24 protein-coding genes are annotated in these 22,296 nt (G+C 62.7%); 14 read left to right on the forward strand and 10 right to left on the reverse strand.

Annotated features, from left to right (window positions below; translation table 11 throughout):
* Positions 1-25: 25 nt before the first annotated feature.
* A complete protein-coding gene (locus FA04_RS03580; RefSeq protein WP_034789310.1) occupies positions 26-2,185 on the reverse strand; it encodes an inverse autotransporter beta-barrel domain-containing protein in 2,160 nt (719 codons plus the stop codon).
* Positions 2,186-2,351: 166 nt separating this feature from the next.
* Complete coding sequence (locus FA04_RS03585; RefSeq protein WP_034789312.1) at positions 2,352-3,191, reverse strand: SDR family oxidoreductase; 840 nt, start codon at positions 3,189-3,191, stop codon at positions 2,352-2,354.
* Positions 3,192-3,321: 130 nt separating this feature from the next.
* Here FA04_RS03585 and FA04_RS03590 point away from each other — a divergent pair, with 130 nt between their 5' ends.
* The gene (locus tag FA04_RS03590) at positions 3,322-3,678 is read left to right on the forward strand and encodes a winged helix-turn-helix transcriptional regulator (RefSeq protein ID WP_034789314.1); all 357 of its coding nucleotides are present in this window, start codon (positions 3,322-3,324) and stop codon (positions 3,676-3,678) included.
* A gap of 61 nt (positions 3,679-3,739) precedes the next feature.
* Here the strand turns inward: FA04_RS03590 and FA04_RS03595 are convergent, their stop codons facing one another.
* Positions 3,740-4,618, reverse strand: coding sequence for a VOC family protein (locus tag FA04_RS03595; RefSeq protein WP_034789472.1), 879 nt, complete (start codon positions 4,616-4,618; stop codon positions 3,740-3,742).
* 300 nt (positions 4,619-4,918) lie between these two features.
* Between FA04_RS03595 and FA04_RS03600 the strand changes: the two genes are divergently transcribed.
* Together FA04_RS03600 and FA04_RS03605 are read left to right on the forward strand one after the other, a co-directional pair.
* Positions 4,919-5,341, forward strand: coding sequence for a universal stress protein (locus FA04_RS03600; RefSeq protein ID WP_029742913.1), 423 nt, complete (start codon positions 4,919-4,921; stop codon positions 5,339-5,341).
* A 65-nt stretch (positions 5,342-5,406) separates the two neighbouring features.
* Positions 5,407-5,751, forward strand: a complete 345-nt coding sequence (locus FA04_RS03605; RefSeq protein ID WP_029742914.1) for a TraR/DksA family transcriptional regulator — start codon at positions 5,407-5,409, stop codon at positions 5,749-5,751.
* A 2-nt stretch (positions 5,752-5,753) separates the two neighbouring features.
* On the opposite strand, the gene FA04_RS03610 is transcribed toward FA04_RS03605, so the two are convergent.
* Positions 5,754-6,224 carry a GNAT family N-acetyltransferase gene (locus tag FA04_RS03610; protein WP_034789317.1) on the reverse strand — a complete coding sequence of 157 codons (471 nt, stop codon included), beginning with the start codon at positions 6,222-6,224 and terminating at the stop codon, positions 5,754-5,756.
* A gap of 243 nt (positions 6,225-6,467) precedes the next feature.
* Here FA04_RS03610 and trhA point away from each other — a divergent pair, with 243 nt between their 5' ends.
* Entirely contained in the window at positions 6,468-7,124 is a 657-nt protein-coding gene (trhA, locus tag FA04_RS03615; RefSeq protein WP_034789319.1) for a PAQR family membrane homeostasis protein TrhA, read from the forward strand.
* A 7-nt stretch (positions 7,125-7,131) separates the two neighbouring features.
* Here trhA and FA04_RS03620 read toward each other — a convergent pair whose 3' ends face one another.
* The 3 genes from FA04_RS03620 to FA04_RS03630 all read right to left on the reverse strand — a co-directional run bounded on the left by FA04_RS03620 (position 7,132) and on the right by FA04_RS03630 (position 9,849).
* Positions 7,132-7,656: a hypothetical protein gene (locus FA04_RS03620; protein WP_051659158.1), complete on the reverse strand. Its 525-nt coding sequence runs from the start codon at positions 7,654-7,656 to the stop codon at positions 7,132-7,134.
* 106 nt (positions 7,657-7,762) lie between these two features.
* On the reverse strand, positions 7,763-8,170 hold the full coding sequence (gene msrB / locus FA04_RS03625) for a peptide-methionine (R)-S-oxide reductase MsrB (RefSeq protein ID WP_034789321.1): 408 nt from the start codon (positions 8,168-8,170) through the stop codon (positions 7,763-7,765).
* A gap of 86 nt (positions 8,171-8,256) precedes the next feature.
* Positions 8,257-9,849 carry an EAL domain-containing protein gene (locus FA04_RS03630; RefSeq protein WP_051659159.1) on the reverse strand — a complete coding sequence of 531 codons (1,593 nt, stop codon included), beginning with the start codon at positions 9,847-9,849 and terminating at the stop codon, positions 8,257-8,259.
* Positions 9,850-10,272: 423 nt separating this feature from the next.
* Between FA04_RS03630 and FA04_RS03635 the strand changes: the two genes are divergently transcribed.
* The 8 genes from FA04_RS03635 (at position 10,273) to mucR (ending at position 17,038) form a co-directional block, all read left to right on the forward strand.
* Positions 10,273-12,633 carry a putative monovalent cation/H+ antiporter subunit A gene (locus FA04_RS03635; RefSeq protein ID WP_034789323.1) on the forward strand — a complete coding sequence of 787 codons (2,361 nt, stop codon included), beginning with the start codon at positions 10,273-10,275 and terminating at the stop codon, positions 12,631-12,633.
* Positions 12,630-13,049: a Na(+)/H(+) antiporter subunit B gene (locus FA04_RS03640; protein WP_034789325.1), complete on the forward strand. Its 420-nt coding sequence runs from the start codon at positions 12,630-12,632 to the stop codon at positions 13,047-13,049. The genes FA04_RS03635 and FA04_RS03640 overlap by 4 nt, the downstream gene beginning before the upstream one ends.
* Positions 13,049-13,426, forward strand: a complete 378-nt coding sequence (locus FA04_RS03645) for a Na+/H+ antiporter subunit C (RefSeq protein ID WP_034789327.1) — start codon at positions 13,049-13,051, stop codon at positions 13,424-13,426. Before FA04_RS03640 ends, FA04_RS03645 begins: the two co-directional genes overlap by 1 nt.
* Positions 13,427-13,433: 7 nt before the next feature.
* Complete coding sequence (locus FA04_RS03650; protein WP_034789329.1) at positions 13,434-14,996, forward strand: Na+/H+ antiporter subunit D; 1,563 nt, start codon at positions 13,434-13,436, stop codon at positions 14,994-14,996.
* Positions 14,993-15,469 (forward strand): Na+/H+ antiporter subunit E, encoded by a 477-nt coding sequence (locus FA04_RS03655; RefSeq protein WP_034789330.1) that lies wholly within the window; start codon positions 14,993-14,995, stop codon positions 15,467-15,469. Before FA04_RS03650 ends, FA04_RS03655 begins: the two co-directional genes overlap by 4 nt.
* Entirely contained in the window at positions 15,466-15,849 is a 384-nt protein-coding gene (locus tag FA04_RS03660) for a cation:proton antiporter (protein ID WP_034789332.1), read from the forward strand. The genes FA04_RS03655 and FA04_RS03660 overlap by 4 nt, the downstream gene beginning before the upstream one ends.
* Positions 15,846-16,205, forward strand: coding sequence for a monovalent cation/H(+) antiporter subunit G (mnhG, locus tag FA04_RS03665; protein ID WP_034789334.1), 360 nt, complete (start codon positions 15,846-15,848; stop codon positions 16,203-16,205). The genes FA04_RS03660 and mnhG overlap by 4 nt, the downstream gene beginning before the upstream one ends.
* 401 nt (positions 16,206-16,606) lie before the next feature.
* Complete coding sequence (gene mucR, locus FA04_RS03670) at positions 16,607-17,038, forward strand: exopolysaccharide biosynthesis transcriptional regulator MucR (protein WP_034789336.1); 432 nt, start codon at positions 16,607-16,609, stop codon at positions 17,036-17,038.
* A 132-nt stretch (positions 17,039-17,170) separates the two neighbouring features.
* On the opposite strand, the gene FA04_RS03675 is transcribed toward mucR, so the two are convergent.
* The 3 genes from FA04_RS03675 to FA04_RS03685 all read right to left on the reverse strand — a co-directional run bounded on the left by FA04_RS03675 (position 17,171) and on the right by FA04_RS03685 (position 19,110).
* Positions 17,171-17,593, reverse strand: coding sequence for a SufE family protein (locus FA04_RS03675; RefSeq protein WP_034789482.1), 423 nt, complete (start codon positions 17,591-17,593; stop codon positions 17,171-17,173).
* Positions 17,594-17,767: 174 nt separating this feature from the next.
* Entirely contained in the window at positions 17,768-18,478 is a 711-nt protein-coding gene (locus FA04_RS03680) for a hypothetical protein (protein WP_034789338.1), read from the reverse strand.
* A gap of 185 nt (positions 18,479-18,663) precedes the next feature.
* On the reverse strand, positions 18,664-19,110 hold the full coding sequence (locus FA04_RS03685) for a DUF5330 domain-containing protein (RefSeq protein ID WP_034789484.1): 447 nt from the start codon (positions 19,108-19,110) through the stop codon (positions 18,664-18,666).
* Positions 19,111-19,751: 641 nt separating this feature from the next.
* On the opposite strand from FA04_RS03685, the gene FA04_RS03690 reads away from it, so the two are divergent.
* Together FA04_RS03690 and FA04_RS03695 are read left to right on the forward strand one after the other, a co-directional pair.
* A complete protein-coding gene (locus FA04_RS03690) occupies positions 19,752-21,317 on the forward strand; it encodes a sensor histidine kinase (RefSeq protein ID WP_082572955.1) in 1,566 nt (521 codons plus the stop codon).
* Positions 21,289-22,251 carry a peptidoglycan-binding domain-containing protein gene (locus tag FA04_RS03695; RefSeq protein WP_034789342.1) on the forward strand — a complete coding sequence of 321 codons (963 nt, stop codon included), beginning with the start codon at positions 21,289-21,291 and terminating at the stop codon, positions 22,249-22,251. Before FA04_RS03690 ends, FA04_RS03695 begins: the two co-directional genes overlap by 29 nt.
* The last annotated feature ends 45 nt before the right edge of the window (positions 22,252-22,296 follow it).

Genomic DNA, 22,296 nt, shown 5'->3' on the forward strand with positions numbered 1-22,296 from the left:
GGTCGCCCGGGCGTGGCTTCGGTTATCAGCGGCAACGGGCCGCGGCGTTGCCCTGATCGAGCTTGACGCCGTTGACGGTCAGCACCGAACCCGGCGACTGGGTGATCGTCCCGGCCGACCAGCCGTTGTCGAGCAGGCAATCCTTCGGCGTGTTGCTCACGCTGACATTGCCGGTGATGTCTTCGGTCGGGCCCGAGAAGTAGAGGCCCGCCTTGCCGGCTTTGTCGACGGTCATGTTCTTCAGCACGACGTCGCGCACCGGTCCTCCAAGGAACTCGAACTCGTTGCCGTAGATGAAGGCGCCATAGGTGCCGGCATTCGTTACCTTGACGTCCTCGAGCGAAATCCCGGAGACGGGATTGAAGAAGATGCCGGCGTTGCGGGTACCGTCGACGGTCAGTCCTTTGACGTTGACGTTGGTGGTCGTCGCATCGAGGTTCGGGCTCGAGACCAGCATCAGACCGTTGATGCCGCCAAAGAGCCGCATGTCGTTGATCGCGACGTTGGAGGTGCCCTGCAGCACAACGAGATCCATGTCCCGGTCCTGCTTGGCATTGTCGACCGTTACACGGTTGAGCCTGACATCCTTGCCGGCGACGAGCAGCACGCCTTCGCGGCGGGAGTTGCTGATCGTCACCTTGTCGAGCGTGACGTTCTGCGTGCCGGTGACCAGTTCGTAGTCTGTCCGTCCGACCTTCCTGAACTCGCCGCCGGCAAAGACCCCATAGGTGACCTTGTCGATGACAGTGTCGCGCACCGTCACGTTTCGGCTGCCGACGGAGCTGACGGCGGCATAGGGCGCCTTGTTGGGGTTGTAGATCGAGAATTCGCAGGTCGTGTTGTTCTCGCAAATGTAGAGGTCGTGGATGCGGCTGTCCTGAACCAGCGCGCCATTAACGCGCGTGAAGCGAATGCCGTCGTGGTTGGTGGCGCCAATGTCGACCTTGTCGACGGTGACATCTGCGGTATTCGTGGCCGAAATGCCGGCTAGGCCGCCGCGGACCGAAAGCGACGAGATGGTGCTGCCCGACGCCATGGCAATCACGTCCTGGGCCGGGTTGTAGCCGGTGATCGTGGTGGCCGCACCCTGATTGACGAAGGTTGCGGTCGCGCCGCTGCGCGCGCCGCTAACGGCAATTGCGCCGCCGCCGCCAAGGAGTGTCTGGCCGTTGCCGAGTGCGAGTGTGCGGTCGAGACCGAGGTTGCCGTCCGCGAGGATCAGCGCGTCGGCGCCGGCAGCCCCGATCAGGGCGTTGATGTCGGAGGCATTGCCGGAAGCCGAGGAAAGGGTTACCACCCGGCCGGCATTACGGCCGGTGCCGGCAAGCTGCGCGGCCTCGACATCGCCGGTGGCGCCCGCATGGGTGCGGATGCGGGTGGCGCGCTCGACACGCTGGGTCATCGGATCGAAAGCGTCGGCGGTCGAGCCGGTCGCGCCGAACGGGATGCGCAGCCGTGCCATGACGGCGCCCTTCAGCTTGTCCTCGTTGTCATAGGTGCCGGTCACGCCGAGCGAGACGGTCGATCCCTCGGAAAGGCCCGGCAGGTCGGCAAAGGTCAGTTCCGCACGCAGCTTGGCGCCGAACATGTCGCCGAGGTTGCGGCCGCCATACCAGTAGCTGCCGCCGAAAACCTTCAGCTGAACGTTGGAGTCTTCCGCAAAGACAGGCAGGCGCCCGCCGATTTCGGCGTCGATGCCGCGCCGCGCCCGTTCCTTGCCTTCCTGGAAGACGAGCACGTGGTCGCGCACATAGGCGGCATTGAAGGCGCTCAGCGTCTTGGCGCCGGTCAAAGGCAGATAGAAGTTGCTGCGCATTTCGAGGTCACCGCTGAGCGCCTCGAGGCCGAAGGACAGCTGGCTGAAGGCGTTGCCGTGGTCGCTCTTCAGATAGTCGTAGTAGCCGTAGCCGCCGATGACCCATTGGTCGTTGGCGCGGAAACGATAGCCCACGCCGACGGAGCCCTGGCGGACGGAATCGTTGGCAATGGCCCCGCGTGTATCGATGAAAATCGCATTGCCCGAATCGAGCACGAAGGGGAGGAAAAAGCCGCCGCCGGCAGCTGACCCGCCGCTGAAGAAGCCGCCTTCGATTTCCGCCTGCGGACGAAAATCCACCGCCAGCGCGGGGCTCGAAAGAAGGGTGCTGCTCGCCAGGGCAGCCGCAAGAAAACTCTTATTTTTCATATTATTAACTCCGCATGAATGCGACCTTGGGCGAGGCCGATTGGGCATGCGGTTAAAATATGTGAGTATAATACTCAAGTTTATTGATCGGTTGTCTGGGAACTATCCAGCGGCGTGTTGACGCAGGCCGCCCGCGCGGGAACGAGCGGCCATCGTCCGGGTTCGGTCAGGCCCTGAGAGCCTCGGCATTGTCCTTGGCGTAGGTTTCCAGGCTACGCGGCTCGTGGCCTGTCAATATCTTTACGTCGCCGGTAGGGTTTGCCACCCAGCCTTCGCGCACGGGATGGAAGATCGACGCGAGGAAGTGGGCGTAGTCCTCGGGCACCCCGGCGCCGACCAGCACGCCGACGAAGGTCTCGTCATCGACAGGCGTGTAGGCGATGGGCTTAACGGTCACGCGTGACAGGATCGCTGCCGCCTCGCCGTAGCTCAGCGCTTCCGGCCCGGTGAGGTTGAAGGCGCGGCCGTTGAAGGCTTCGCTGGTCAACGCTGCCACGATGCTTTCGGCAATGTCGCGTGTATCGATGAAGCTCGTCCTGCCTTCGGCCGCCGGAACCGCGATCGCGCCGTGGCGGATACCCTCGATCCAGTAGCTCTGGAAATTGTCGGAGAACCAGTTTGGCCGGAGGATGACGAAGGGTGTTCCGGTTTTCTCGAGCTGCAGCTCAAGTTGGCGATAGGGGATGTTATCGTCCGCATCGACGCCGATGACGGTCATCAGCACGACCTTGATGCCGCGCGCGGCAGCGGCGGCCATGATCGGTCCGACCAGCCCGACCGGGTCGAGATATCCCGCCGGTGTCAGAACGAACAGGCGGTCGACGCCGTCGAGCGCCGGGCCAAAGGTCGTGGCATCCTCGTAGTCGAAGGCGACGGCTTCCGCGCCATCAACGGCTGTCGCCTTTCGGGACGCAGCCCTGACCGTTTCGCCACGTGCGGCCAGCGCCCGTACCACCTTGCTGCCGATCGTCCCGTTCGATCCAAGAACCAGAATCTTGCCTGCCATCACCGTTCTCCTGAGTATCCAAATGAAACCATGTTGCGGATGGATACTGGATATTGGTCCGGGAAAATGCTGTAAAGGAGGCAGTTTTTGGTGACATGGTTTCCGCCCGGAAACCGCGATGGGGTGCCCGATGGAGTACGACGTCTATATCCAGACCTGTCCGACCCGCCTGGTGCTGGACAGGCTTGCCGACAAATGGGCCGTGCTGGTGCTTGGAAAGCTCGATGAACAGCCGGTGCGCTTCAACCAGTTGAAGCGCGAGATCGACGGCATCTCGCAGAAGGTGCTGTCGCAGACCCTGAAGAAGCTGGAGCGGGACGGGCTCGTCAGCCGCAGCGTCTTTGCGACGGTGCCGGTGACCGTGGAATATGCGATCACTCCGCTCGGTCGCACGCTGACATCGACGGTCGCGGCGCTGACGCGCTGGGCGGAGGAGAACATCGAGGCTGTGCTGCAAGCCCAGCAAAAATACGACCGCAGCGCCTGAGGCGGCTGCGGCCGGCAAGTTTGCCACTGGCGCAAAGGCGCCTGTGGCCTGGGAGAGAGGATCAGGCGACGAGCTTGAGGCCGATGCCCCAGGGGTCGACGAGGCTGTGGCCATTGCCGTTGCGGCTGACAGCGATTTCCAGCGTATCGAGCTTCGCGAGCGCCGCTGTGAGCTCGCCCGGCTCCTTGTACTGGATCGTATAATCCGAAAGTCCGGTCATGTGGCCTTCGCGCTTCGGCGCACCCCGCGAGTTCCAGATATTGGCGGCGACGTGATGGTGGTACTTGCCCGCGCCGAAGAAGCTCGCGCCGGGATAGCGTGCCATCAGCCCCAGGCCCAGCACGTCGCGGAAGAAAGCATCGGCCTGAGGAATATCGGACACCTGCAGATGGATATGGCCGATGGCCGTCCCGTCCGCCATGCCGCCCCAATTGTCCTTGGGTGCTTCGTCGTAGAGCGCCTGCAGATCGAGCGGCAGCGTATCCATGCCGACGGTCCCATCCGGCTTAAACGTCCATTCGCTCCGCGGTCGGTCGCGATAGACTTCGATGCCGTTGCCTTCCGGATCGGCGAGGTAAATCGCCTCGCTGACCAGGTGGTCGGACGCGCCCTGCAGCCTGATATTGTTGTGCGCGATATGGGCGAGCCAGCGGCCGAGTTCTTCGCGGCTCGGAACAAGAAAGGCGTTGTGGAAGAGGCCAGGCGCGTTGCGTGGCGCCCGCGCGGCGTTGCCTTCGGTCGTCAGCGTCAGCAGCGGGTGGCCATTGACGCCCAGCGTCTCGCCGCTCTTGCTCGCTTCGATCGGGCTCAGGCCCATGATCTTCTGATACCAGGCGGACACGGCCGGCAGATCCTGGACGACCAGATGCGCATGCTCGACATGCGCGGGCATGGCAAGCGCATGGTCGGTTGGCATGTCGAAAGTCTCCTGCGAGGTCATGTCTGTCTCCTTGGCATCGAAGCTACGGCCGGTTCGCCGTTTCAGTTTCATCGAAACTGTTGGGAATATGGGCCGCCTCGTTCGTTCACGGAAGCCTGTCAGTCACTTGATGTTGTGTTCGACGCGCGTTGACAGTGGTTGTCGTCGCCCTACCTCATTTCGAGTGGGGCCATGCGCGCGCAGCGCTTTCGATTTGATTTCAATCAAAGCCGAAGATGCCGTCGAGGCGCAATCTTGAGACGAGGGATTGGCCTGTGGCAACAGCCTGGCGATCCGCGTGGGCAACAGAAGGAGTACAGCATGTACAAGAAGATCATCGTCCCGATTGCCATGGATCAGCTCGAACACGGCGAGTCCGTGCTCGGCATTGCCGAAAAGCTGATCGATGAGGGGGGCGAGATTATCCTGCTGAACGTCGTCGAGGATCTGAACGCCTATGCGCAAGGCTACATGATCGTGGATTTCCCGCTGGAAATGGTCGAGGAATCCCGAAAGCAGGCGTTAAAGACGCTCGAGGCGCTCAAAACCAAGCATGGGATCAAGGGCCGCATCGAAATCCGCACCGGCGGGGCCGCCGGCACCATTAACGCCCTTGCCAGCGAAGAAAACGCCGATCTCGTCATCATCGCGTCCCATCGGCCGGGTCTCATCGACTACTTCATCGGATCGACGGCAAGCCGGGTCGTCAGCCATTGCCCCTGCGCCGTTCTCGTCGACCGGTAAGCCACGAACAACAAGAGCGCATGCGGCGCGAGACCTTCGCGCCGCCACCGCCAAGGAGTCTTCAGATGGACAAACATGGGCTTGACGACTTTCACGACCGCCTGACACGCCGCAAGGCGGAGCTGCAGGGGCGTCTGGTCAGGATCGAGCACGATCTCGATGAGCCGATGAACGCTGATGTCCCGGACCGGGTGACCGAGCGGGAAGGGGACGAGGTTCTCGAAGGCCTTGGCCTTGCGGGCCAGGAGGAGATCCGCGCGATCGATGCCGCGCTCGATCGGATCGCCGCCGGCACCTTCGGAACCTGCGTGCGCTGCGGCCTGCCGATTTCGGCGGCGCGCCTGCAGGCTGTGCCTCATGCGCCACTCTGTCAGGAGTGCGCGGCCGAGGTCGCCCGCGGCGGGCGTTGACGTCAGGCGGTCGGACCGCTCCCCAAATCCACTTTCAGTCGGGGAAGGAACCGCCCGGGGATCACGCTCGACGCGACGACCCCGTCATCGACCGCGCCCATGCGGCGATAAAAGTCGGCAGCGCCGGGATCCGCATCGATCGTCATGACTATTGCGCCGCGCTTGCGGGCGGCTGCGACGCACCAGTCGAAAAGCTGCCGGCCAATGCCTGCCGCCCGTGCTTCCGGCTCGATGAACAGCTTGTCCAGTTCGACCACCTGTCCGCTCCCGCGGACCTGCGCCAGGCCGAGGATGCGCTCGCCCTCCATGGCGACCTGAAGCTCCGAATCCATCCAGTCGTCGGCTGTGAGCGTCAAAGCCGCCCGGCATGCCTCAAGGAAGGCGGCGTCATAACCCCAAACGGCCTTTGATCGCACGCAGAGGTCGCTGAGCGCGGCCGCCTGATCCGGCTGAGGGCTACGCAAGACTGACATGATGATCCTCCCGATCGCATCCTTCGGCCGTTCATGTGGTCATCGCCGTGGCCTTCGGCAAGTCTCCCGTCAAACTTCTCAGACCGGTCATGCGATTGTTGTAATGCGTTGCAAAAGTTGATGCTTTTGCCACGTCCCTGCTTCTTTGCCGCGGCGCGGCCTTGTGGCAGGATGGTGGAAACGTTGCGGTGCGACGGGGCATGCGCGCCGCCGGAGAAGAAAAGGCTCGGGGAGAGGGAAGACGTGGAATTCGCAGGCGTCAAATGGAACTATGACCGTTCGGAACTGATTGCCGACGGCATCGTTCACGGCATCGGCCTGGCGGCTGCCTTGGTTGGCGTGACCGCGCTGATCTTCTACGCAACGGTGTGGAGCACGACCGGTCAACTCGCGGCCGCCGCCGTCTATGGCGCGGGGCTGCTCGCGACCCTCTCGATCTCGTTTCTTTACAACCTCTATCCGGTTTCACGCACCAAGTGGTTCCTGCGCCGCTTCGACCATTCCTCGATCTTCGTCTTGATCGCCGCGACCTATACGCCCTTCCTGCAGCGCGGCCTCGATGATCCCTTCCTGTTCGTGATGCTGATCGGCATCTGGGCGATCGCCGGCCTGGGCGTCGCCATCAAGTGCTTCTTCCCGGGCCGCTTCGACCGGCTGGCGATCCTGCTCTATCTCGCCATGGGATGGAGCGGCGTGCTCGCGGTCGGCCCGCTGCTGTCGGCGCTGACGGCAACGACGCTTGTGCTGATCCTGATCGGCGGCATCATCTATTCTGCCGGCGTGATCTTCCATGTGTGGGAAAAGCTGCGCTTCCAGAACGCCATCTGGCATGGCTTCGTCGTAACCGGAGCGGCGGTACACTATTCGGCCGTGCTGACCTGTTTCAGCGCCGCGTCCTGAGCGGCGATCAGTTTGGCGCTTCGCCGGCGGCCGCGGCGACCGGTGGATGCTGGCAACCTTCTGAAGGTCTCAACGCCTCTGCCATGCGCGAAATCACGCCATCGAAGCTGGTGAGCCGGGTCTTGCGGTACTGCAGGCGGAAATAGGCGGCGCTGCCGTCACAGAGCGCGATCGCGCGGGTGTAGAATACTTCGTCACCGCGCGCGCCCGAGAAACTCGCCCAGGCGGCCGTCACACGCGAATAGGAAATCCGCCAGTCACCCTCCCGCTCGTAGCCCATGCGGTCGTTGACGTCGGTCTCGAAGTCACCGTCCATGAGCGTGCTGCCAAAGACCGAAAGGGTCGCGCCGTTGTCGTTGGCGTGAAAACTCGCGCCATCGCCATTGTCGCCCCGGCTCTGCAGCTCGAAACCGGGAGGAATGTCGAGCACGTAGCCAAAGCGGGCGTTGGCGTAGGGAACCCAGTCTTCGGCCGCCGCCGCTGTGAGGGCGGAGGGAAGCAGCAATGCGAGTGCTGTCAGGATGCGTAGCATGCGGACCTCCTCTCGCTTGCTCGATCTATTGCTTCTAGCGCGGCTGGCGCCATGGGACCGTTCCCGGCGGAACAGCATCCCATGCCACTCCTTCCGCGCCCCGGTGTCAATCCTCGGTAAACGTCATCGCATGGCCGTTCAGGCAGTAGCGCAGCCCCGTCGGCGGCGGGCCGTCGGGAAAGACGTGGCCGAGATGCGCATCGCAATCGGCGCAGCGGATTTCCGTGCGCACCATGAAGTGGGAGCGGTCCTCGATCTCGCGGATCGCCTGATCGTCGACCGCAGCGAAGTAGCTCGGCCAACCGCAACCGGAATCGAACTTGGTGTCGGAGCGGAACAACGCCCGGCCGCAACAGACGCATTCGTAGGTGCCCGTCTGTTTGTTGTTGAGGAACGGACCAGTGAACGGACGCTCGGTGCCCTGCTGTCGCGTGATGCGATACTGCTCCGGCGAGAGCTGTGCCCGCCATTCCGCATCGGTTTTCACCACTTTCGGCGTCTTTACGGTCGTCATGAACGTCTCCTGTCGTTGCCGCGACTATATAGGAATGCAGGACCGCGCGCGCAAACATCACCAGGCCGCGTCCGCGTGAAGGGGCCTCAAGCGATTTCGCGGCGGATCACCGCCGGCCCGGCCCCGAGTCTGCGTTTGCTGTCATTGTAGAAGGCGATGAACTCGGCCGCCGGCAGCGCCTTGGAGAACAGCCAGCCCTGGCCGTACTGCACGCCGCGCTCGATGAGATAGTCGGCCTGTTCCTGCCGCTCGATCCCCTCGGCGACGATGTAGAGATCGAGCGATTTGGCGATGTCGATGATATGCGGCGTGATCGAGCTGGTGGCCGAATCGGTGCCGACAGTATCGATGAACGACTTGTCGATCTTCAGCGCATCGAGCGGTAGCTCCTGCAGGTATTGCAGGCTCGAATAGCCGGTGCCGAAGTCGTCGATGGCCACGGAGTGGCCACGCCGGCGCGCCTCCTCGATCGTCGCCCGGGCGGATTTGACGTCCATGAAGCCGCGTTCGGTTGCCTCCAGCCAGATCTGTTCTGTAAGCACGCCGGTGTTTCGAAGCGCCGTCTCGATCACCGGCAGGATGCGCCCGGATTTCAGGTCGTCGGCGGCGAGGTTGATCGCGATGTGCAGCGAGCGGTCGGCGACGAGCACGCTCTTCAATTCGGCGACCGTCGCATAGAGGACCTGATCGGTGATTTCCTCGATCAGTCCGTTTTCTTCCGCAAGAGGGATGAAGAGATCTGGCCGGACCATCTGCCCATCCGGTCGCCGCCATCGCACCAGGGCCTCCGCACCGACGCAGATGCCGGTCTTGAGCTCGATCAGCGGCTGGTAGTGGACGATGAACTCGCGCCGCTGCACGGCAATCGAAAGCTCGCCAAGCGGCGACAGACGACGCCGGGATAGCCAGACGACAAGCCCGACCATCAGCGCCGCGACCAGCGCTCCGCCTGGTAAGAGCAGCAGGCGTTCCCGATCCATGTCGCTTAGAATGGCGATGCTGGGCGCAGTGGCAACGGCGATCCAGTTTGCGTCCCGTGATGTTGCAAAAAGGTCGTCGGCGTTGCTGCCGGTCTTCGGAAGATCGGCGAGCCGTTCCGTCAGCGACGGGTCAGGATCGTTGAGGGTGCTGACCAGCACGCCGTTTTTGGTGGCGACTGCAAGCCGGGTGCCGGGCTCGGCGATCACGTCGACGAACCGGACCGGGTTGGTCAGCACCGTGTAGGAGCGATACCGGAACGCCGTCATGGGCGCGCCGGTGCTGATCGTCGGATACATCCGCGGGATGACTTCGACGCCGTTGCTCGCAAAGAAATCGGCAGGCGGCGAGCGGGTGAGCCGACGCGGCGGGTAACCCCACGAGGTGCATCTGAGCAACCCGTTCTCGAAGTAGCCGATATCCTCGATGGCGGTCGTGTTGACGACGAGGGAGCGCAAGGCTGCGATATGCGTGGCCATGCATGGCGGCATATCGAACCGGTCGGCCGTCTTCAGCGCCCGGGACGCTTCTCCGAGCGCGGCGTCTGCGCGCATGATGGCATAGTCGGCCAGGCGGGCGAGCCGGGCCTGTTCGCCGCGCACGGCGATCGACCAGGAAAGATAGTAGGCCGCAAGCATCGGCAGGATCGCGCCGAGGGCGGCCAGGATACTGGCGATGACGACTATGCGAGATCGTTCCAAGCGGGTCCCGCCCTATTCGAGATAGTGATGTTCTGTTCCGTGCCTGTCGTTATCGATACTGAAGCGGGCAACCGCTTCTGAGCCGTTGCAAGGTCTGCCGGCGGAGGCTTCTGGTCGGTTCGCTCTGAATTGAGAAAGTCTGCAAATACAACTATCACGTCTTGCAGTTCCGTTTCCAGAATGTTCGATCTATCCCCCGCCGCCCGATGAATATTTTGCTAACAGCATTTTAATTGTTGTTGGCGGACACCGCGTAAATCGCGCGAATCTGGTAATGCAAGGCTTCCGCTTCGGTTCGTCCGGCCGAGCTGACGGATATATAACGCCGATTTTATCCGGATAAGGCTTGAGACCCCAACACCCTTCTTTTATGTCGGGAGTCCGATCGATCATACGATGAAATAAAAGGAGCAGGCCAGGACGATGGATGTTGCGGCCCTGACATTTCTGGCCCTCGCACTGCCTTTCGTCGCGGCATTGCTCGCGCCGCTTCTGACACGTCTTCTCGGGCACAACGCCGCCTGGGTGCTTGCGCTGTTTCCCTTGGCGATCGTGCTGCACTTTATCCGTTTCTGGCCGGAAGTCGCCAAGGGCGAGGTGGTTACGGGCGGCTATGCCTGGATACCCTCGTTCAACGTCAGCTTTTCCTGGCTGATCGACGGCCTGTCGCTCACATTTGTCCTGCTGATTGCCGGCATCGGCGCGCTGATCGTGCTCTATTCCGGCGGCTATCTGAAAGGCCACCCGCAGCAGGGGCGGTTCTTTTCCTTCATCCTGATGTTCATGGGCTCGATGCTCGGGGTCGTCGTCTCCGACAGCTTCCTGATGCTCTTTGTATTCTGGGAACTGACCTCGATCACCTCGTTCCTGCTGATCGGCTTCGATCATTCGCGCGAGGCGGCAAGGCGCGCAGCCCTGCAGGCGCTGGTCGTAACCGGAGGCGGGGGCCTGTTCCTGCTTGCCGGACTGCTGATCATCTGGAATGTCAGCGGCGTCACCCAACTCTCGCTGCTGTCTGCCTTCGGGCCGGAGATGCGCGAAAGCCCGTTCTATCTGGCGGCGCTGCTCCTGGTACTTGGCGGCGCCTTTACCAAGTCGGCCCAGTTCCCCTTCCATTTCTGGCTGCCGAACGCGATGGAAGCCCCGACGCCCGTCTCGGCCTATCTGCATTCGGCGACCATGGTGAAGGCCGGTGTCTATCTCCTGATGCGGCTGAACCCGGTGCTCGGCGGCACACCTGAATGGCAGATCCTTTTGCCGCTCTTCGGCGGCGCCACACTCGTCATCGGCGCGGCGCTCGCCTGCCGCCAGACTGACCTGAAGTTGATGCTCGCCTACACGACGATGGCGTCCCTCGGCCTGCTGGTCATGCTGACAGGGCTTGGCGCACCCCACGCGATCGAAGCGGCGGTGCTCTATCTTGTCGCCCATTCGCTGTTCAAAGGCGCCCTGTTCATGGTCGCCGGCATCATCGACCACGAGACCGGCACGCGCGACGCGACGAGGCTCGGGGGACTTCGCTCCGCCATGCCGCTCACCTTCGTCATAGCGCTTGCCGCGGCATTCTCGATGGGCGGACTGTTTCCCTTCTTCGGCTTCATCGCCAAGGAGGAGATCTACTACGCACTCTCAGGCTTCGATCGCCGTTCCCTGGTCTTTGCCGCGATTGCGATCCTCGGCAATGCACTGATGTTCGCGGTGGCCTTTGCCGTCGCGCTCAAGCCGTTCGTCGGTGCAAAGATCGAGACGCCGAAGGCGGCCCACGAGGCTCCGATCTTGCTCTGGCTCGGGCCGGCGCTGCTTGCCGCCAAGGGGCTCTCCGCGGCGCTGCTTTCCGGACTGACGCATGAACTGGTATCGACGCCGATGGCGTCGGCGATCGCGGGCGAACCCCGTGCGGTCACGATTTCGGTCGTTCCTCACGTCGGCTTGCCCTTGATCATGTCGATCGTGACCGCAGTCATCGGCATCGGCTTTTATCTGAAGCTAGACCGTGTGCGTGCCTTCATGGCGACGATCCTTGCCGATATCGGCTGGGGTCCGGATCGTGGCTTCGACCAGTTCATCCGCGGGCTCGTTCGTTTCTCCGTCGCACTGACCCGCCGGCTGCAATCCGGGCGCCTCGAAGTCTACATGACCGCGACCTTCATCCTCATTGCCTTCGTGCTTTTGGTCGTGCCGATCGCCTATGGCGAGTTCCCGCGCCCGCCGCTCTTTGCCGCCGACGTGCCGCTGCATGAATTGGCGATCATGGCGATCGCGGTCATCGGCCTCATCGCGGTGGTGCTTGCTGCCGACCGGTTGACCGCCATCGTTTCGCTCGGCATCCAGGGCTTTGCCGTCGCGGTCATCTTCCTGCTCTATGGCGCGCCGGATCTGGCCTTCACCCAGTTCATGATCGAGACGCTTTCGGTCGTCGTCCTTGCGCTTGTGATGACGCGGCTCCGGTTGTCACCATCGGACCATCGTCCGCTTGCGCAAAAAATCCCGGATGTCGCGATCGCCCTTGCCTGCGGTCTCGGCTTCGGGCTGATGCTGTTGAAGGTGACGGGTGTACCCTTCGATGCGACGCTCACCGACTTCTTCAATCTCTACTCGAAGTCGATCGCCCACGGCGCCAATGTGGTGAACGTCATCATCGTCGATTTCCGCGGCACGGACACGCTGGGCGAGATCGCAGTGGTGATGGTCACGGGTCTTGCGATCCTGTCCTTGGTTCGCTTGAGGGCGGGTTCGCTTCGACGCGTCGCCGATAACGATCCGGATGCGGAGGAAGGCGCATGAAGTCGGTGATTTTCCGCGCCGTCGCGCCGTTCCTGACGAGCCTCATGGTGCTGTTTTCGATCTTCGTCCTGTTGCGCGGCCACAACGAGCCGGGCGGCGGTTTCATCGGCGGCTTGATCGCGGTGTCTGCGCTGGCGATCTACGGCATCGCCTGCGGTGTCGAGACGGTGCGCCGCGCGATCTATTTCCACCCGATGGCGATTGCCGGGGCAGGCCTCCTGGCCGCGACGGTCGCCGGCCTGATCTCGATCGCCGCCCGCGTTCCCTTCATGACCGGCCTGTGGGTCTATCCCTCGGTGCTCGGCCTGGAAGTACCGCTCTCGACGGTGATGCTGTTTGATTGCGGCGTTTATCTCGTGGTCGTCGGCGCGATCAGTTCGATTGCGCTTTCGCTCGAAGAGCGGGGAGGCGAATGATGGAAGCCTGGTTCGCTCTGCTCGTCGGCATCTTCTTCACGGTCGCCGTCTATCTGCTCCTGTCGAAGTATGTCATCCGGGTGCTGCTTGGCGTTGCCATCCTCGGAAATGCCGTCAACCTCCTGATCTTTACCGGTGGCAGGCTCACGCGTGGCATCCCGCCGGTCGTTCCCAGCCAAAAGGATGCGCTCGTCGGCCCCGCCGCCAACGCCCTGCCGCAGGCGCTGATCCTGACGGCGATCGTCATCTCCTTCTCCTTTTTCGCGTTCCTGCTGGTTCTTGCGTGGCGGGCATACGAGCAGCTGCAAACCGACAATACCGACGAGATGCGCGTTGCCGAGCCGAAGGACGAGCCGGCCGCGCCGCTTGGATACTGACCGACCCATGGCCGCTACAACCTCTCCCCCCGCAGATCTCTCCGCCGCGCTCGTGCTCGAGCCCGTCGCGTCTGCCGACTGGCTGGTCATCCTGCCAGTTGCCTGGTGCCTCGCAATCGGCGCGCTGCTCGTGATGCTGCGCCGGAAAATTGATTGGCATCCCTACATCGCGGTTGCCGGCCTGGCCGGGCTCGTCATCATCGACGCGCTCCTACTTCGCCATGTCCTTGCAAGCGGACCGGTAACGATGGTCATGGGGCGCTGGCTGCCGCCTTTCGGCATCGCCTTCACCGTCGACCTGACCGGCGCGCTCTTTGCTTTGACGGCCTCCGTCGTGGCGCTTGCCGGCGGCATCTATTCGCTCGCCGACATCAACGACAGCGGCCGGCGCTACGGCTTCTATCCGTTCCTGATGCTGCTGATGGCCGGCGTCTCCGGCGCCTTTCTGACCGGCGATATCTTCAATCTCTATGTCTGGTTCGAGGTGTTGCTGATCTCGTCCTTCGGCCTGATCGTGCTCGGCTCCGAACGCGAACAGATCGACGGAGCGGTGAAATACGGCTTCCTCAACCTGGTCGCGACGACCCTGTTCCTGATCACGACCGGCTATCTCTATGCGAGCTTCGGCACGCTCAACATGGCCGACATTGCCCGCAAGGCCGAGGGGCTCGCGGGTACGGCGCCGCTGATGACGCTGACGGCGCTGTTCGTGCTTGCCTTCGGCATGAAGGCTGCTGCCTTTCCGGTGAACTTCTGGCTGCCGGCGTCCTATCATACGCCGCGCGTGGTCGTGTCGGCGCTCTTTGCCGGTCTGCTTACCAAGGTCGGGATCTACGCCTTGATCCGCGTTACCGTCATGCTGCTGCCGGTCGAGCGCGAAGAACTGAGCTTCGTCATCGCCATTGCCGGCGCGCTGACGATGCTCGTCGGCGTTCTGGGCGCGTTGGCGCAGACGGATTTCCGCCGCATGCTCGGCTATCTCGTCGTCTCCGGCATCGGCTCGATCCTTGCGGGTGTCGCTGTCGGCGGCCCGGGCGGCATCGGCGGCGCGATCTTCTACGCGCTGCATTCGATGCTCGTCATGACCGCGCTTTATCTCGCGTCCGGTGTCGCGGCGAGGCTCGGCGGCAGCTTCTCGCTTGTCTCTCTGGCGGGCCTCTATCGCCGCCATGCCGGTTTCGCGGCGCTGACGCTCATGCTTGCCTTCGCCGTCTCCGGCCTGCCGCCGTTCTCCGGCTTCTGGCCCAAGGTGATGCTGGTCAAGGCGGCGCTCGATATCGGCGCCTGGTGGCTGGCGGCGGTCCTGCTTCTGACCGGCTTCCTGACGACCATCGTCACCGGCCGCTTCTTCCTGCTCGCCTATTGGCGTGATGCGGCCTCTGGTGAGGGCGGCGCTGCGTCTGCGACGATCGCGCCGACGGCACTTCTGCCGCTTGCAGCCTTGACTGTGCTGGCGCTCGCGATCGGTCTTTATCCGGAGCCGTTGCTTGCCATGGTTCAGAGTGCAGCGGCGGGCCTTTCCGAGCCGTCGGCCTACCTGGACTCGGTCTTCCCGGGAGGTGCCCCGTGACCAAGTTCCTGACCATCAATCTCGTGTTCACGGCGATCTGGGGCGCCATCAGCGCCAGCTTCTCGCCGGCCAACCTGATCCTCGGTTTTGCCGTCGGAGCACTGTCGCTCTTTCTCATCCGGCGCGAGCTTCAGCCGGTTGCCTACCCTGTGCGCCCGATCAAGCTTTTCCTGCTGACGGCGCTGTTCTTCAAGGAACTGGCAATTTCGGCGACCAAGGTCGCCTTGCTGGTCATTCAGCCGAAGATGGTGTTGAAGCCCGGCATCTTCGCCTATCCGCTGACGGTCAAGAGCGACTTCGAAATCGCGCTGCTGGCCAATCTCATCACGCTGACGCCGGGAACGCTGTCGGTCGACGTCTCCGACGACCGCCGCACGCTCTATGTTCATGCGCTCGACTGCGCCGATCCGGGTGGCCTCAGGCGCGATATCGCCAATGGCTTCGAGCGCCGGATCAAGGAGGCTTTCGAATGACCCTGTCGGCGCAGATTCTCGCCCTTGCCACCGGCTTTGCGTTTGTCGTCCTGTCCGCAGCGCTTCTGATAACGGTCTGGCGCATCATCCGCGGCCCGACATTGCCGGATCGGGTGCTCGGCCTCGATATGCTGGTGGCGATCGCCATCGGCCTCATCGCTGTCGTTGCCATCCGCACCGGCTTCAACCTTTACATCGACATAGCCATCGCGCTCGGCCTTGTCGGTTTCCTGGCAACGGTCGCCTTTGCCCGCTTCGTCCTCGCGCGCGGCCTGTCGCCGGAGAGGGCGGCTGTCGAAGGGGGCGGAGTGCAGGTCAAACGCGCGTCGGCGACGAGAGGCAAATCGACGCAGCGCAAGCGCAAGGGGGCGCGCCGATGAGCCCGGTCCTCGAGATTGCCGTCACCCTGCTGGTCGCCGTTCTGTTGGTTGTCGGCGCGATCTTTTCGCTGCTGGCGGCGATCGGCATCATCCGTTTCCCCGATCTCTATACGCGCATGCATGCGGCCTCCAAGGCCGGCACGATCGGATCGGGCCTGTTGCTTCTGGCCGCAGGCGTGCATTCTCTCGATCCAGCCATCTTGATTCGCGCGCTCGCAGGCTTCTTTTTCTTCGTTCTGACTGCGCCGATCTCGGCTCATCTCCTGGCAAAAGCCGCACATCAGGTAGGTTACAGGCTGACAAAGCTGTCTGTCATAGATCAGCTTCCGCAAAAGGAAGAGCCGCGTCGCGACTGATCGACGACAGTTCTGAAACTGTATTTCAGAACATTACGATCGAGTGTGGCCATTTTAGCAATTTGGAGATAAACTTGCTAAGTGTCGCTAAATTTATGTTTGGATTTTTCGCGCATCGATGTTAATCGAGTAAATGTAAAGTGTCGTCGTGGAAAATACTTTGATCTGAAATTCCAGCTTGAGTTGTGAATGCTGATTGTTGCTTTGAGAGTTCGGTCGTCACCGGTGACTCGGCAGCAGGTTTTGTAATCAAATTCCAGCTCTTGATATCGCGGCCGGTGTTTCTCCTTGCCGCGTTGATGGTCCATCCCAAGGCAGCCAAGGCTTCCTGACGGCTCTTGCAAGCGTTCCTCCCCCGAAACGCCGTTTCGGGTTGTGCTTAAGTCCGATAGGAGAAAGAAATGACTGAAACAGCGCTTGGCGCGAGCCATGAACTTCTGGTTGAGCTGACGGCGGAAATCGTTGCCGCTTACGTCAGCAATCATGTGGTTCCGGTCGCCGAGCTTTCCACGCTGATCGCAGATGTGCATTCGGCGCTGAACAACACGGCGGCTCCCGCGCCGGTCGTCATCCCCGTCGAAAAGCCGAAGCCGGCCGTATCGGTCCGCAAGTCCGTTCAGGACGACCAGATCACCTGCCTCGAATGCGGCGGCACCTTCAAGTCGCTGAAGCGCCACCTGATGACCCACCACAATCTGTCGCCGGAAGAATACCGCGAGAAGTGGGACCTGCCGACCGATTACCCGATGGTCGCGCCCGCCTATGCGGAAGCACGTTCGCGCCTCGCCAAGGAAATGGGTCTCGGCCAGCGCCGCAAGCGTCGCGGCAAGTAAGACTGGTCGTCCCGCGGGCCCAATTGCCCCGCGCATGACGGATATGGGCATGTTCACAAAGGCCGGACCAGAGTGTCCGGCCTTTGTGTTTCGATGGCAATGGAGAAGGTCGTGCGTCCGGCCCCGCGCTGTTCAAGCCGCCAGGCGAAGCTCCGCCTCGTTCTTGATGCGGCGGATCATCGAGCGCAGACCGTTGGCGCGCTGGGTCGACAGATGCTCGATCAGGCCGATCTTGCCGAAGGTGTCGATCGCATCGATCCGGGCGATGTCGGAGGCATGTTTGCCGGAGTAGATGGCAAGCACGATGGCGACGAGCCCGCGCACGATATGGGCGTCGGACTCGCCCTCGAAATTAAGGACGGGATCCTCGGGATTGCCGGCCGCATTGGTGACGAGCCAGACTTGGCTGGCACAACCCTGAACCTTGTTTTCCTGCGTGCGCTTGGCCTCGGGCATTTCCGGCAGCGCTTTGCCGAGCTCGATCACATAGCGATAGCGATCCTCCCATTCTTCAAGAAAGGCGAAATCGTCGATGATCTGGTCGAGCGTCGTCATGGTCCGGTCCATTCGTCGGGAGATTATAGGCTCGCCGGTCCTTGCCGCGAACACTTTCATTCCTGTTCTTGCCCGCCGCTTTCACGCGCTCGGGCTTTCAGCCTTCATATAGGCGATGGCAGAGCCATTGAGAACCGGCAAATATACGACGGATGCGGAGCACCTATCTCTTGGTCAGACCGAGATGCTTGTCGGGATACTGATTGAAAAGGTCACGTTGCCGCCAGCGCCCTCGATATTGCCGGTGGCGGCCGAAAGCGACTGGCCGGCGGTCCGGGCCTCATCCGCATCGCGGCCGGATCCCTTGGCGCGTAATTCCTGCTCCGCCTTGCGCAGCAGTTGCTTCACTTGTTCGGCAACGGATTTGAGTTCGGCTGCCACCTTCGCCAGGGGATCGGAGCCGCCGTCATCCCCGCCGAATTCGCGATAGGCACGCTCGGCAAAGCTTGTCCGTTCCGAAGAGGGCTCAGCCTCACCGCCGGCCACGGGGGCATCGGTTTGCGCGCTGGACGCATCTGCCTGCACGGTGCCGGCATCGGCAAGCACGGCTGCGGCCGAGGCGGATGCGACGCCGCTTGCCGCTCCCCCGCCGCCGGCGTCGGCCAGCTGCTGGGCGGCCGTGCCGAGCTGTTGTGCAAGCTGCTTGGCGAGCCTTGCAAGCGTTTCCGGGTCCGATGCGAAGAACCGGAGCATGCGGAGCTGCTCCTTGACTTCGTCGAGCTTCTTTTTAGCGGCAGCGGCGCGGTTCGCAGCACTTTCGTCATCGCGGCCAAGAAGCAGGGCGGTCGAGGCAGGGCTCTTGCTTTCGCCAACTGCGCCGGGGGCGGCGCCGGACGCCGCCGGGCGTGTCACGCTGGCGTTCGAGAAAAGCCCATAAATCTGCATTGTCTGCCTCCAGCCGTCGGTGCGGCGGACCTAAGCAGGCAGGGCTTGCGTGTGGCTGTGCGGCGAGAAAATCAGCGGTTGCGGGTGCAAAAAAGAAAACGCCGCGAGGGGATGGGATCCTCGCGGCGGCCGCAACGGGACGGCAAGTCAGGCAGTAAGTCAGGAATGTGCAGGATGCGGCGCGGTCACTGGATAACGGCAGCCTTGGGGTCGAGGCGCTTTTCCGGAACCGGGGTGCGCTTGAAGACGGGTTCGGCGTCGAGGGTGCTGACCTCGCTCGCCGGAGCTGCCACGTCGGCAGCCGGCGTGACCGTACCGGTCGTCACCTTGGCATCCGGCGTCGTGGCATCGGTTTCGGCAAACTGTGTGTCGAGGAATTCGTAGGCGATGCGGGCGCCTTCGCGGGCTCGGTGGCCGAGGGCAACGAAGGTTTCGGCACCCTTCTGGCAGACATCCGGCTTCTGGATGCAGATGGCGCTGATGTATTGGAACGCCTCATTGGCAGCAGAGAAGGTGTCGCCGAGTTCTACTTTCGGGGCGTGTTCGAGTTTCTGCGCGCTCGAAGGGTCGAGGAACGGCAGCAACACCAGTACCAGCGAAAACCAGAATGTCGCCTTGATGAGAAACCACATGTTCTGCCCATCCTTCGTTCGGCTGCCGCGGCCCGCCAGTCTTGTAGCCGGCTTTTGCACCTTCGACATCCCGCAGCGCCGTGGTATCCCCTGATACCCGTTCACGCCACCTTCTAATCCTTGGAGCCTGCCGGCGTTCTCTTGGTGCCCGGCCCCTTGTTGAGATCGACATTACGGCGGGAATCACAAGACGGCTTTTCGAAATCGAGCGGCATTTGCTTCAAATTTTAATGAAATGCCGGTGTCCGGCGATTTGCAGGGCATTTGTGTCGCATTTTAGCGTTCGCCGTTAAGGTTCGTGGCAGAGCCGGGCGCGGCAACCCCGAACGCAGCGGCAATCGCACGCCAAAAGCCGCGCCACAATCGTTAACACAGTGCAGAAAATGCACAGAAATCCGTTGCTTACGCCCCATTAACCACAAGAAATGAAGGTCGCCCGATTTGGCTCAAAACGGGATTTTTCGACCGTTTCGCACGGTTCCGGCACGGCCGCGTTTATTCTTTCATTAAGCCGGGGATGCGAGATTCCGACATGTCACGAGGCGGCTTGAGTCTCGATCCAAAGGGTCGTGAAAACAGAGAGCGTCGGCCTCGCAAGAACAACAAATGTAGCAGGGTAAAGCGTGAGCGTATTGCGTAACATGGCTGGCAGATGGACGTCCCGTGTGGACGAGGTCGCGGCCCTGTGGCTTCCCCGTCGTGAGGCGTCTTCGCCGGCCGATCTCCGCCATGCGAAGCGTTTGCGCACGCTGGCAGCGGTTTCCCTGACGGCCCTGCCGGTGGTGCCGCTTGCCCTGTCGCTCGCCATGCCCGTGTCTTCGGCTCTTCCTTTGGGCACCGCTCTTTGGGCCTCGGCCTCGCTGCTTGCGGCTGCCGGCGCGATTGTTCGCGGCCGCGCGCCGGAAGATGTGGCACCGCCATTGGAGCCGGTCGTTCCGGATCTGTCTGCCGCCTATGACCTCTTTGCGGGTCTGGTGACTGTGCATGATCTGCGCGGCAACGTGCTTTCCGTGCACGGCCGCGACGCGGCCGAGCATCTGACCCTGATGCGCGATCCAGCGGGCCGGGGTTTCATCGAGCAGATCCACATATCCGATCGCATCACCTTCCTGAGCGCGATCGACATTCTTCGCCAGGGCGGCGACCGGGCGACGGTCGACATCCGCATCGAGCGGCGCACGCTGCCGATCGAAGGCGAACAGTTTGTCTATATGTCCTGTGAGCTGGCGCCGCTGCGCGACGACAATGGCCGGCTGGTCGCGATCCTCGCTCAGTCGCGTGATGTCTCGCAAGAAGCGGGCCTGCGCGCCGAAGCTGCGGCCAGAACAGCCGAGGCGGTATCGGCAAACGATGCCAAGACGCGCTTCCTTGCCGCCGTCAGCCATGAACTGCGCACGCCGCTCAATGCCATTCTCGGCTTTTCCGACGTGCTTGCCGGCGAGTATTTCGGCAAGCTCGAGAACGATCGCCAGCGCGAATATGTGGGCCTGATCCATAAGTCCGGCGAGCACCTGCTTTCCGTCGTCAACACCATGCTCGACATGAGCAAGATCGAAGCCGGTCGCTACGAGCTGATGCCCGAGCCCTTCGGTGTGGCCGAAGCCGTTTCCGCCTGCGAGGCGATGTTGTCGCACCAGGCCACGGAAAAGGGCGTGAAGCTTGCAAGCCGCATCACCCGCGGCATCGGCGAGATCAACGCAGACCAGCGCGCCTTCCAGCAGATCCTCATCAATCTGGTCGGCAATGCCATCAAGTTCACCGATCAGGGCGGCGTCGTCACGATCGATGCGGAGGCCGACGGCGCGATGCTGAAGCTTTCCGTCAGCGATACCGGCATCGGGATTGCGGCCGACAAGCTGGCGCTGCTTGGTCAACCTTTTGTCCAGATCCAGAACGATTATACTCGCCGCTACGAAGGCACCGGCCTTGGCCTCTCGCTGGTCAAGGGTCTGGTTGCGTTGCACGGCGGAGAGCTTTCCATCCGTAGCCGCGAAGGCGAGGGTACCGTCATCGTCGTCACGCTGCCGCGTGATGGCTCCGGTATCGCCTGCGCGGAGCAGGAAGAAGCGCGTACGCCGGTGACGGTGGAATTTCCACCGCGCCTGAAGGATTGTGATGTCGCCCCGGCCGCCGAAGGGGGGCGGTTCGAGGGGAAAAGCTTGAACGAGGAACGGGGATATGGCACCGCGCAAGCGAAAACAGCCTGACCGGAAAAAGGTTGCGCGGCAAACGCCCGGCCTGGCCGTGCGCGGGCTGGTCCTTGCCGGACGGGGTGCTGGGCTTGCCGGTCGTCTGATGGCGCGCCATCCGTTGGTGTCTGGTGGCTCGGCCGCCTTCCTCGTCGTGTTCTCCTTCGTTGCGGCCAATGCCATGTGGTATCAGCACGGCACGCACCCGTCGCCGCTGTTGCGCACCCGCGTCCCGCTCGTCAGCGCCGAAACGGCGCAGCGAATCGCCATCGCCAAGGGCGAGGAGATCGAGCCGCGAAAGGTGACCACCTTCGTTATCGAGCGCGAGGGTGAGGCAAAGGCTGAAAACGTCGAGGATGTGATCGCGTCTGCCTCCGCGGACGTCGCGTCGGAAAAGCCGTCGCCCGAACGGGTCGCGAGCGTGCCGGATCCGGCGCAGTCGAAGCTTGTCTCCGAGATCCAGAAGGAATTGGGCCGGATCGGCCTTTATGACGGCGCGCCGGATGGACGGAGCGGTCCGCGCACGGCAGCCGCGATCCTGAGGTTCGAGGAGCGGGCGGGTCGCACGGGAACCGGCGCGGCGAGCGTCGAGCTGCTGCAGGCCTTGAAGTCTGCACCGGCTGAAAAGGCCGCCGCGGTTCCGGCTGGACGGCCGCTTTCCGAAACGAAGGGCGGGGGCGTGGAAATCGATCCGGTCGCTGCGGCCATCCGCTCGGCCGAGAAGGAAAGCACCTTCGTTCCGCGCGCGGAAATTCCGGTATCGAGCGAACTGGTGCTGAACATCCAGAAGGGTCTCAGCAACCTCGCCTATGCGGACGTGGCGGTCGACGGTGTTGCCGGAGAACAGACGCGGGCAGCCATTCGCCACTTCGAAAAGCACTACCGCCTGCCACAGACCGGCGAACCCAATCCCCAGGTGCTGAAGAAGCTCAAGGAAATCGGCGCGCTCTGACGCATTTAATGCACGCCACGCGCCTGTCGTCGCTCAGCTGTGGTT

The organism is Ensifer adhaerens, from assembly GCF_000697965.2.
In the GTDB taxonomy this organism is placed as follows: domain Bacteria; phylum Pseudomonadota; class Alphaproteobacteria; order Rhizobiales; family Rhizobiaceae; genus Ensifer; species Ensifer adhaerens.

Excerpts from the sequence above, each read along its gene's own strand:
- FA04_RS03675 (WP_034789482.1), bottom strand. The coding sequence starts at position 17,593 with ATGACGACGCTCGACCAGATCATCGACGATTTCGCCTTTCTTGAAGAA.
- FA04_RS03680 (WP_034789338.1), bottom strand. The coding sequence starts at position 18,478 with ATGCAGATTTATGGGCTTTTCTCGAACGCCAGCGTGACACGCCCGGCG.
- mucR (WP_034789336.1), top strand. The coding sequence starts at position 16,607 with ATGACTGAAACAGCGCTTGGCGCGAGCCATGAACTTCTGGTTGAGCTG.
- FA04_RS03585 (WP_034789312.1), bottom strand. The coding sequence starts at position 3,191 with ATGGCAGGCAAGATTCTGGTTCTTGGATCGAACGGGACGATCGGCAGC.
- FA04_RS03595 (WP_034789472.1), bottom strand. The coding sequence starts at position 4,618 with ATGACCTCGCAGGAGACTTTCGACATGCCAACCGACCATGCGCTTGCC.
- FA04_RS03690 (WP_082572955.1), top strand. The coding sequence starts at position 19,752 with ATGGCTGGCAGATGGACGTCCCGTGTGGACGAGGTCGCGGCCCTGTGG.
- FA04_RS03635 (WP_034789323.1), top strand. The coding sequence starts at position 10,273 with ATGGATGTTGCGGCCCTGACATTTCTGGCCCTCGCACTGCCTTTCGTC.
- FA04_RS03620 (WP_051659158.1), bottom strand. The coding sequence starts at position 7,656 with ATGCTACGCATCCTGACAGCACTCGCATTGCTGCTTCCCTCCGCCCTC.
- FA04_RS03600 (WP_029742913.1), top strand. The coding sequence starts at position 4,919 with ATGTACAAGAAGATCATCGTCCCGATTGCCATGGATCAGCTCGAACAC.
- FA04_RS03605 (WP_029742914.1), top strand. The coding sequence starts at position 5,407 with ATGGACAAACATGGGCTTGACGACTTTCACGACCGCCTGACACGCCGC.
- msrB (WP_034789321.1), bottom strand. The coding sequence starts at position 8,170 with ATGACGACCGTAAAGACGCCGAAAGTGGTGAAAACCGATGCGGAATGG.
- mnhG (WP_034789334.1), top strand. The coding sequence starts at position 15,846 with ATGAGCCCGGTCCTCGAGATTGCCGTCACCCTGCTGGTCGCCGTTCTG.
- FA04_RS03580 (WP_034789310.1), bottom strand. The coding sequence starts at position 2,185 with ATGAAAAATAAGAGTTTTCTTGCGGCTGCCCTGGCGAGCAGCACCCTT.
- FA04_RS03640 (WP_034789325.1), top strand. The coding sequence starts at position 12,630 with ATGAAGTCGGTGATTTTCCGCGCCGTCGCGCCGTTCCTGACGAGCCTC.
- FA04_RS03650 (WP_034789329.1), top strand. The coding sequence starts at position 13,434 with ATGGCCGCTACAACCTCTCCCCCCGCAGATCTCTCCGCCGCGCTCGTG.
- FA04_RS03610 (WP_034789317.1), bottom strand. The coding sequence starts at position 6,224 with ATGTCAGTCTTGCGTAGCCCTCAGCCGGATCAGGCGGCCGCGCTCAGC.
- FA04_RS03685 (WP_034789484.1), bottom strand. The coding sequence starts at position 19,110 with ATGTGGTTTCTCATCAAGGCGACATTCTGGTTTTCGCTGGTACTGGTG.
- FA04_RS03660 (WP_034789332.1), top strand. The coding sequence starts at position 15,466 with ATGACCCTGTCGGCGCAGATTCTCGCCCTTGCCACCGGCTTTGCGTTT.
- FA04_RS03645 (WP_034789327.1), top strand. The coding sequence starts at position 13,049 with ATGGAAGCCTGGTTCGCTCTGCTCGTCGGCATCTTCTTCACGGTCGCC.
- FA04_RS03695 (WP_034789342.1), top strand. The coding sequence starts at position 21,289 with ATGGCACCGCGCAAGCGAAAACAGCCTGACCGGAAAAAGGTTGCGCGG.
- FA04_RS03590 (WP_034789314.1), top strand. The coding sequence starts at position 3,322 with ATGGAGTACGACGTCTATATCCAGACCTGTCCGACCCGCCTGGTGCTG.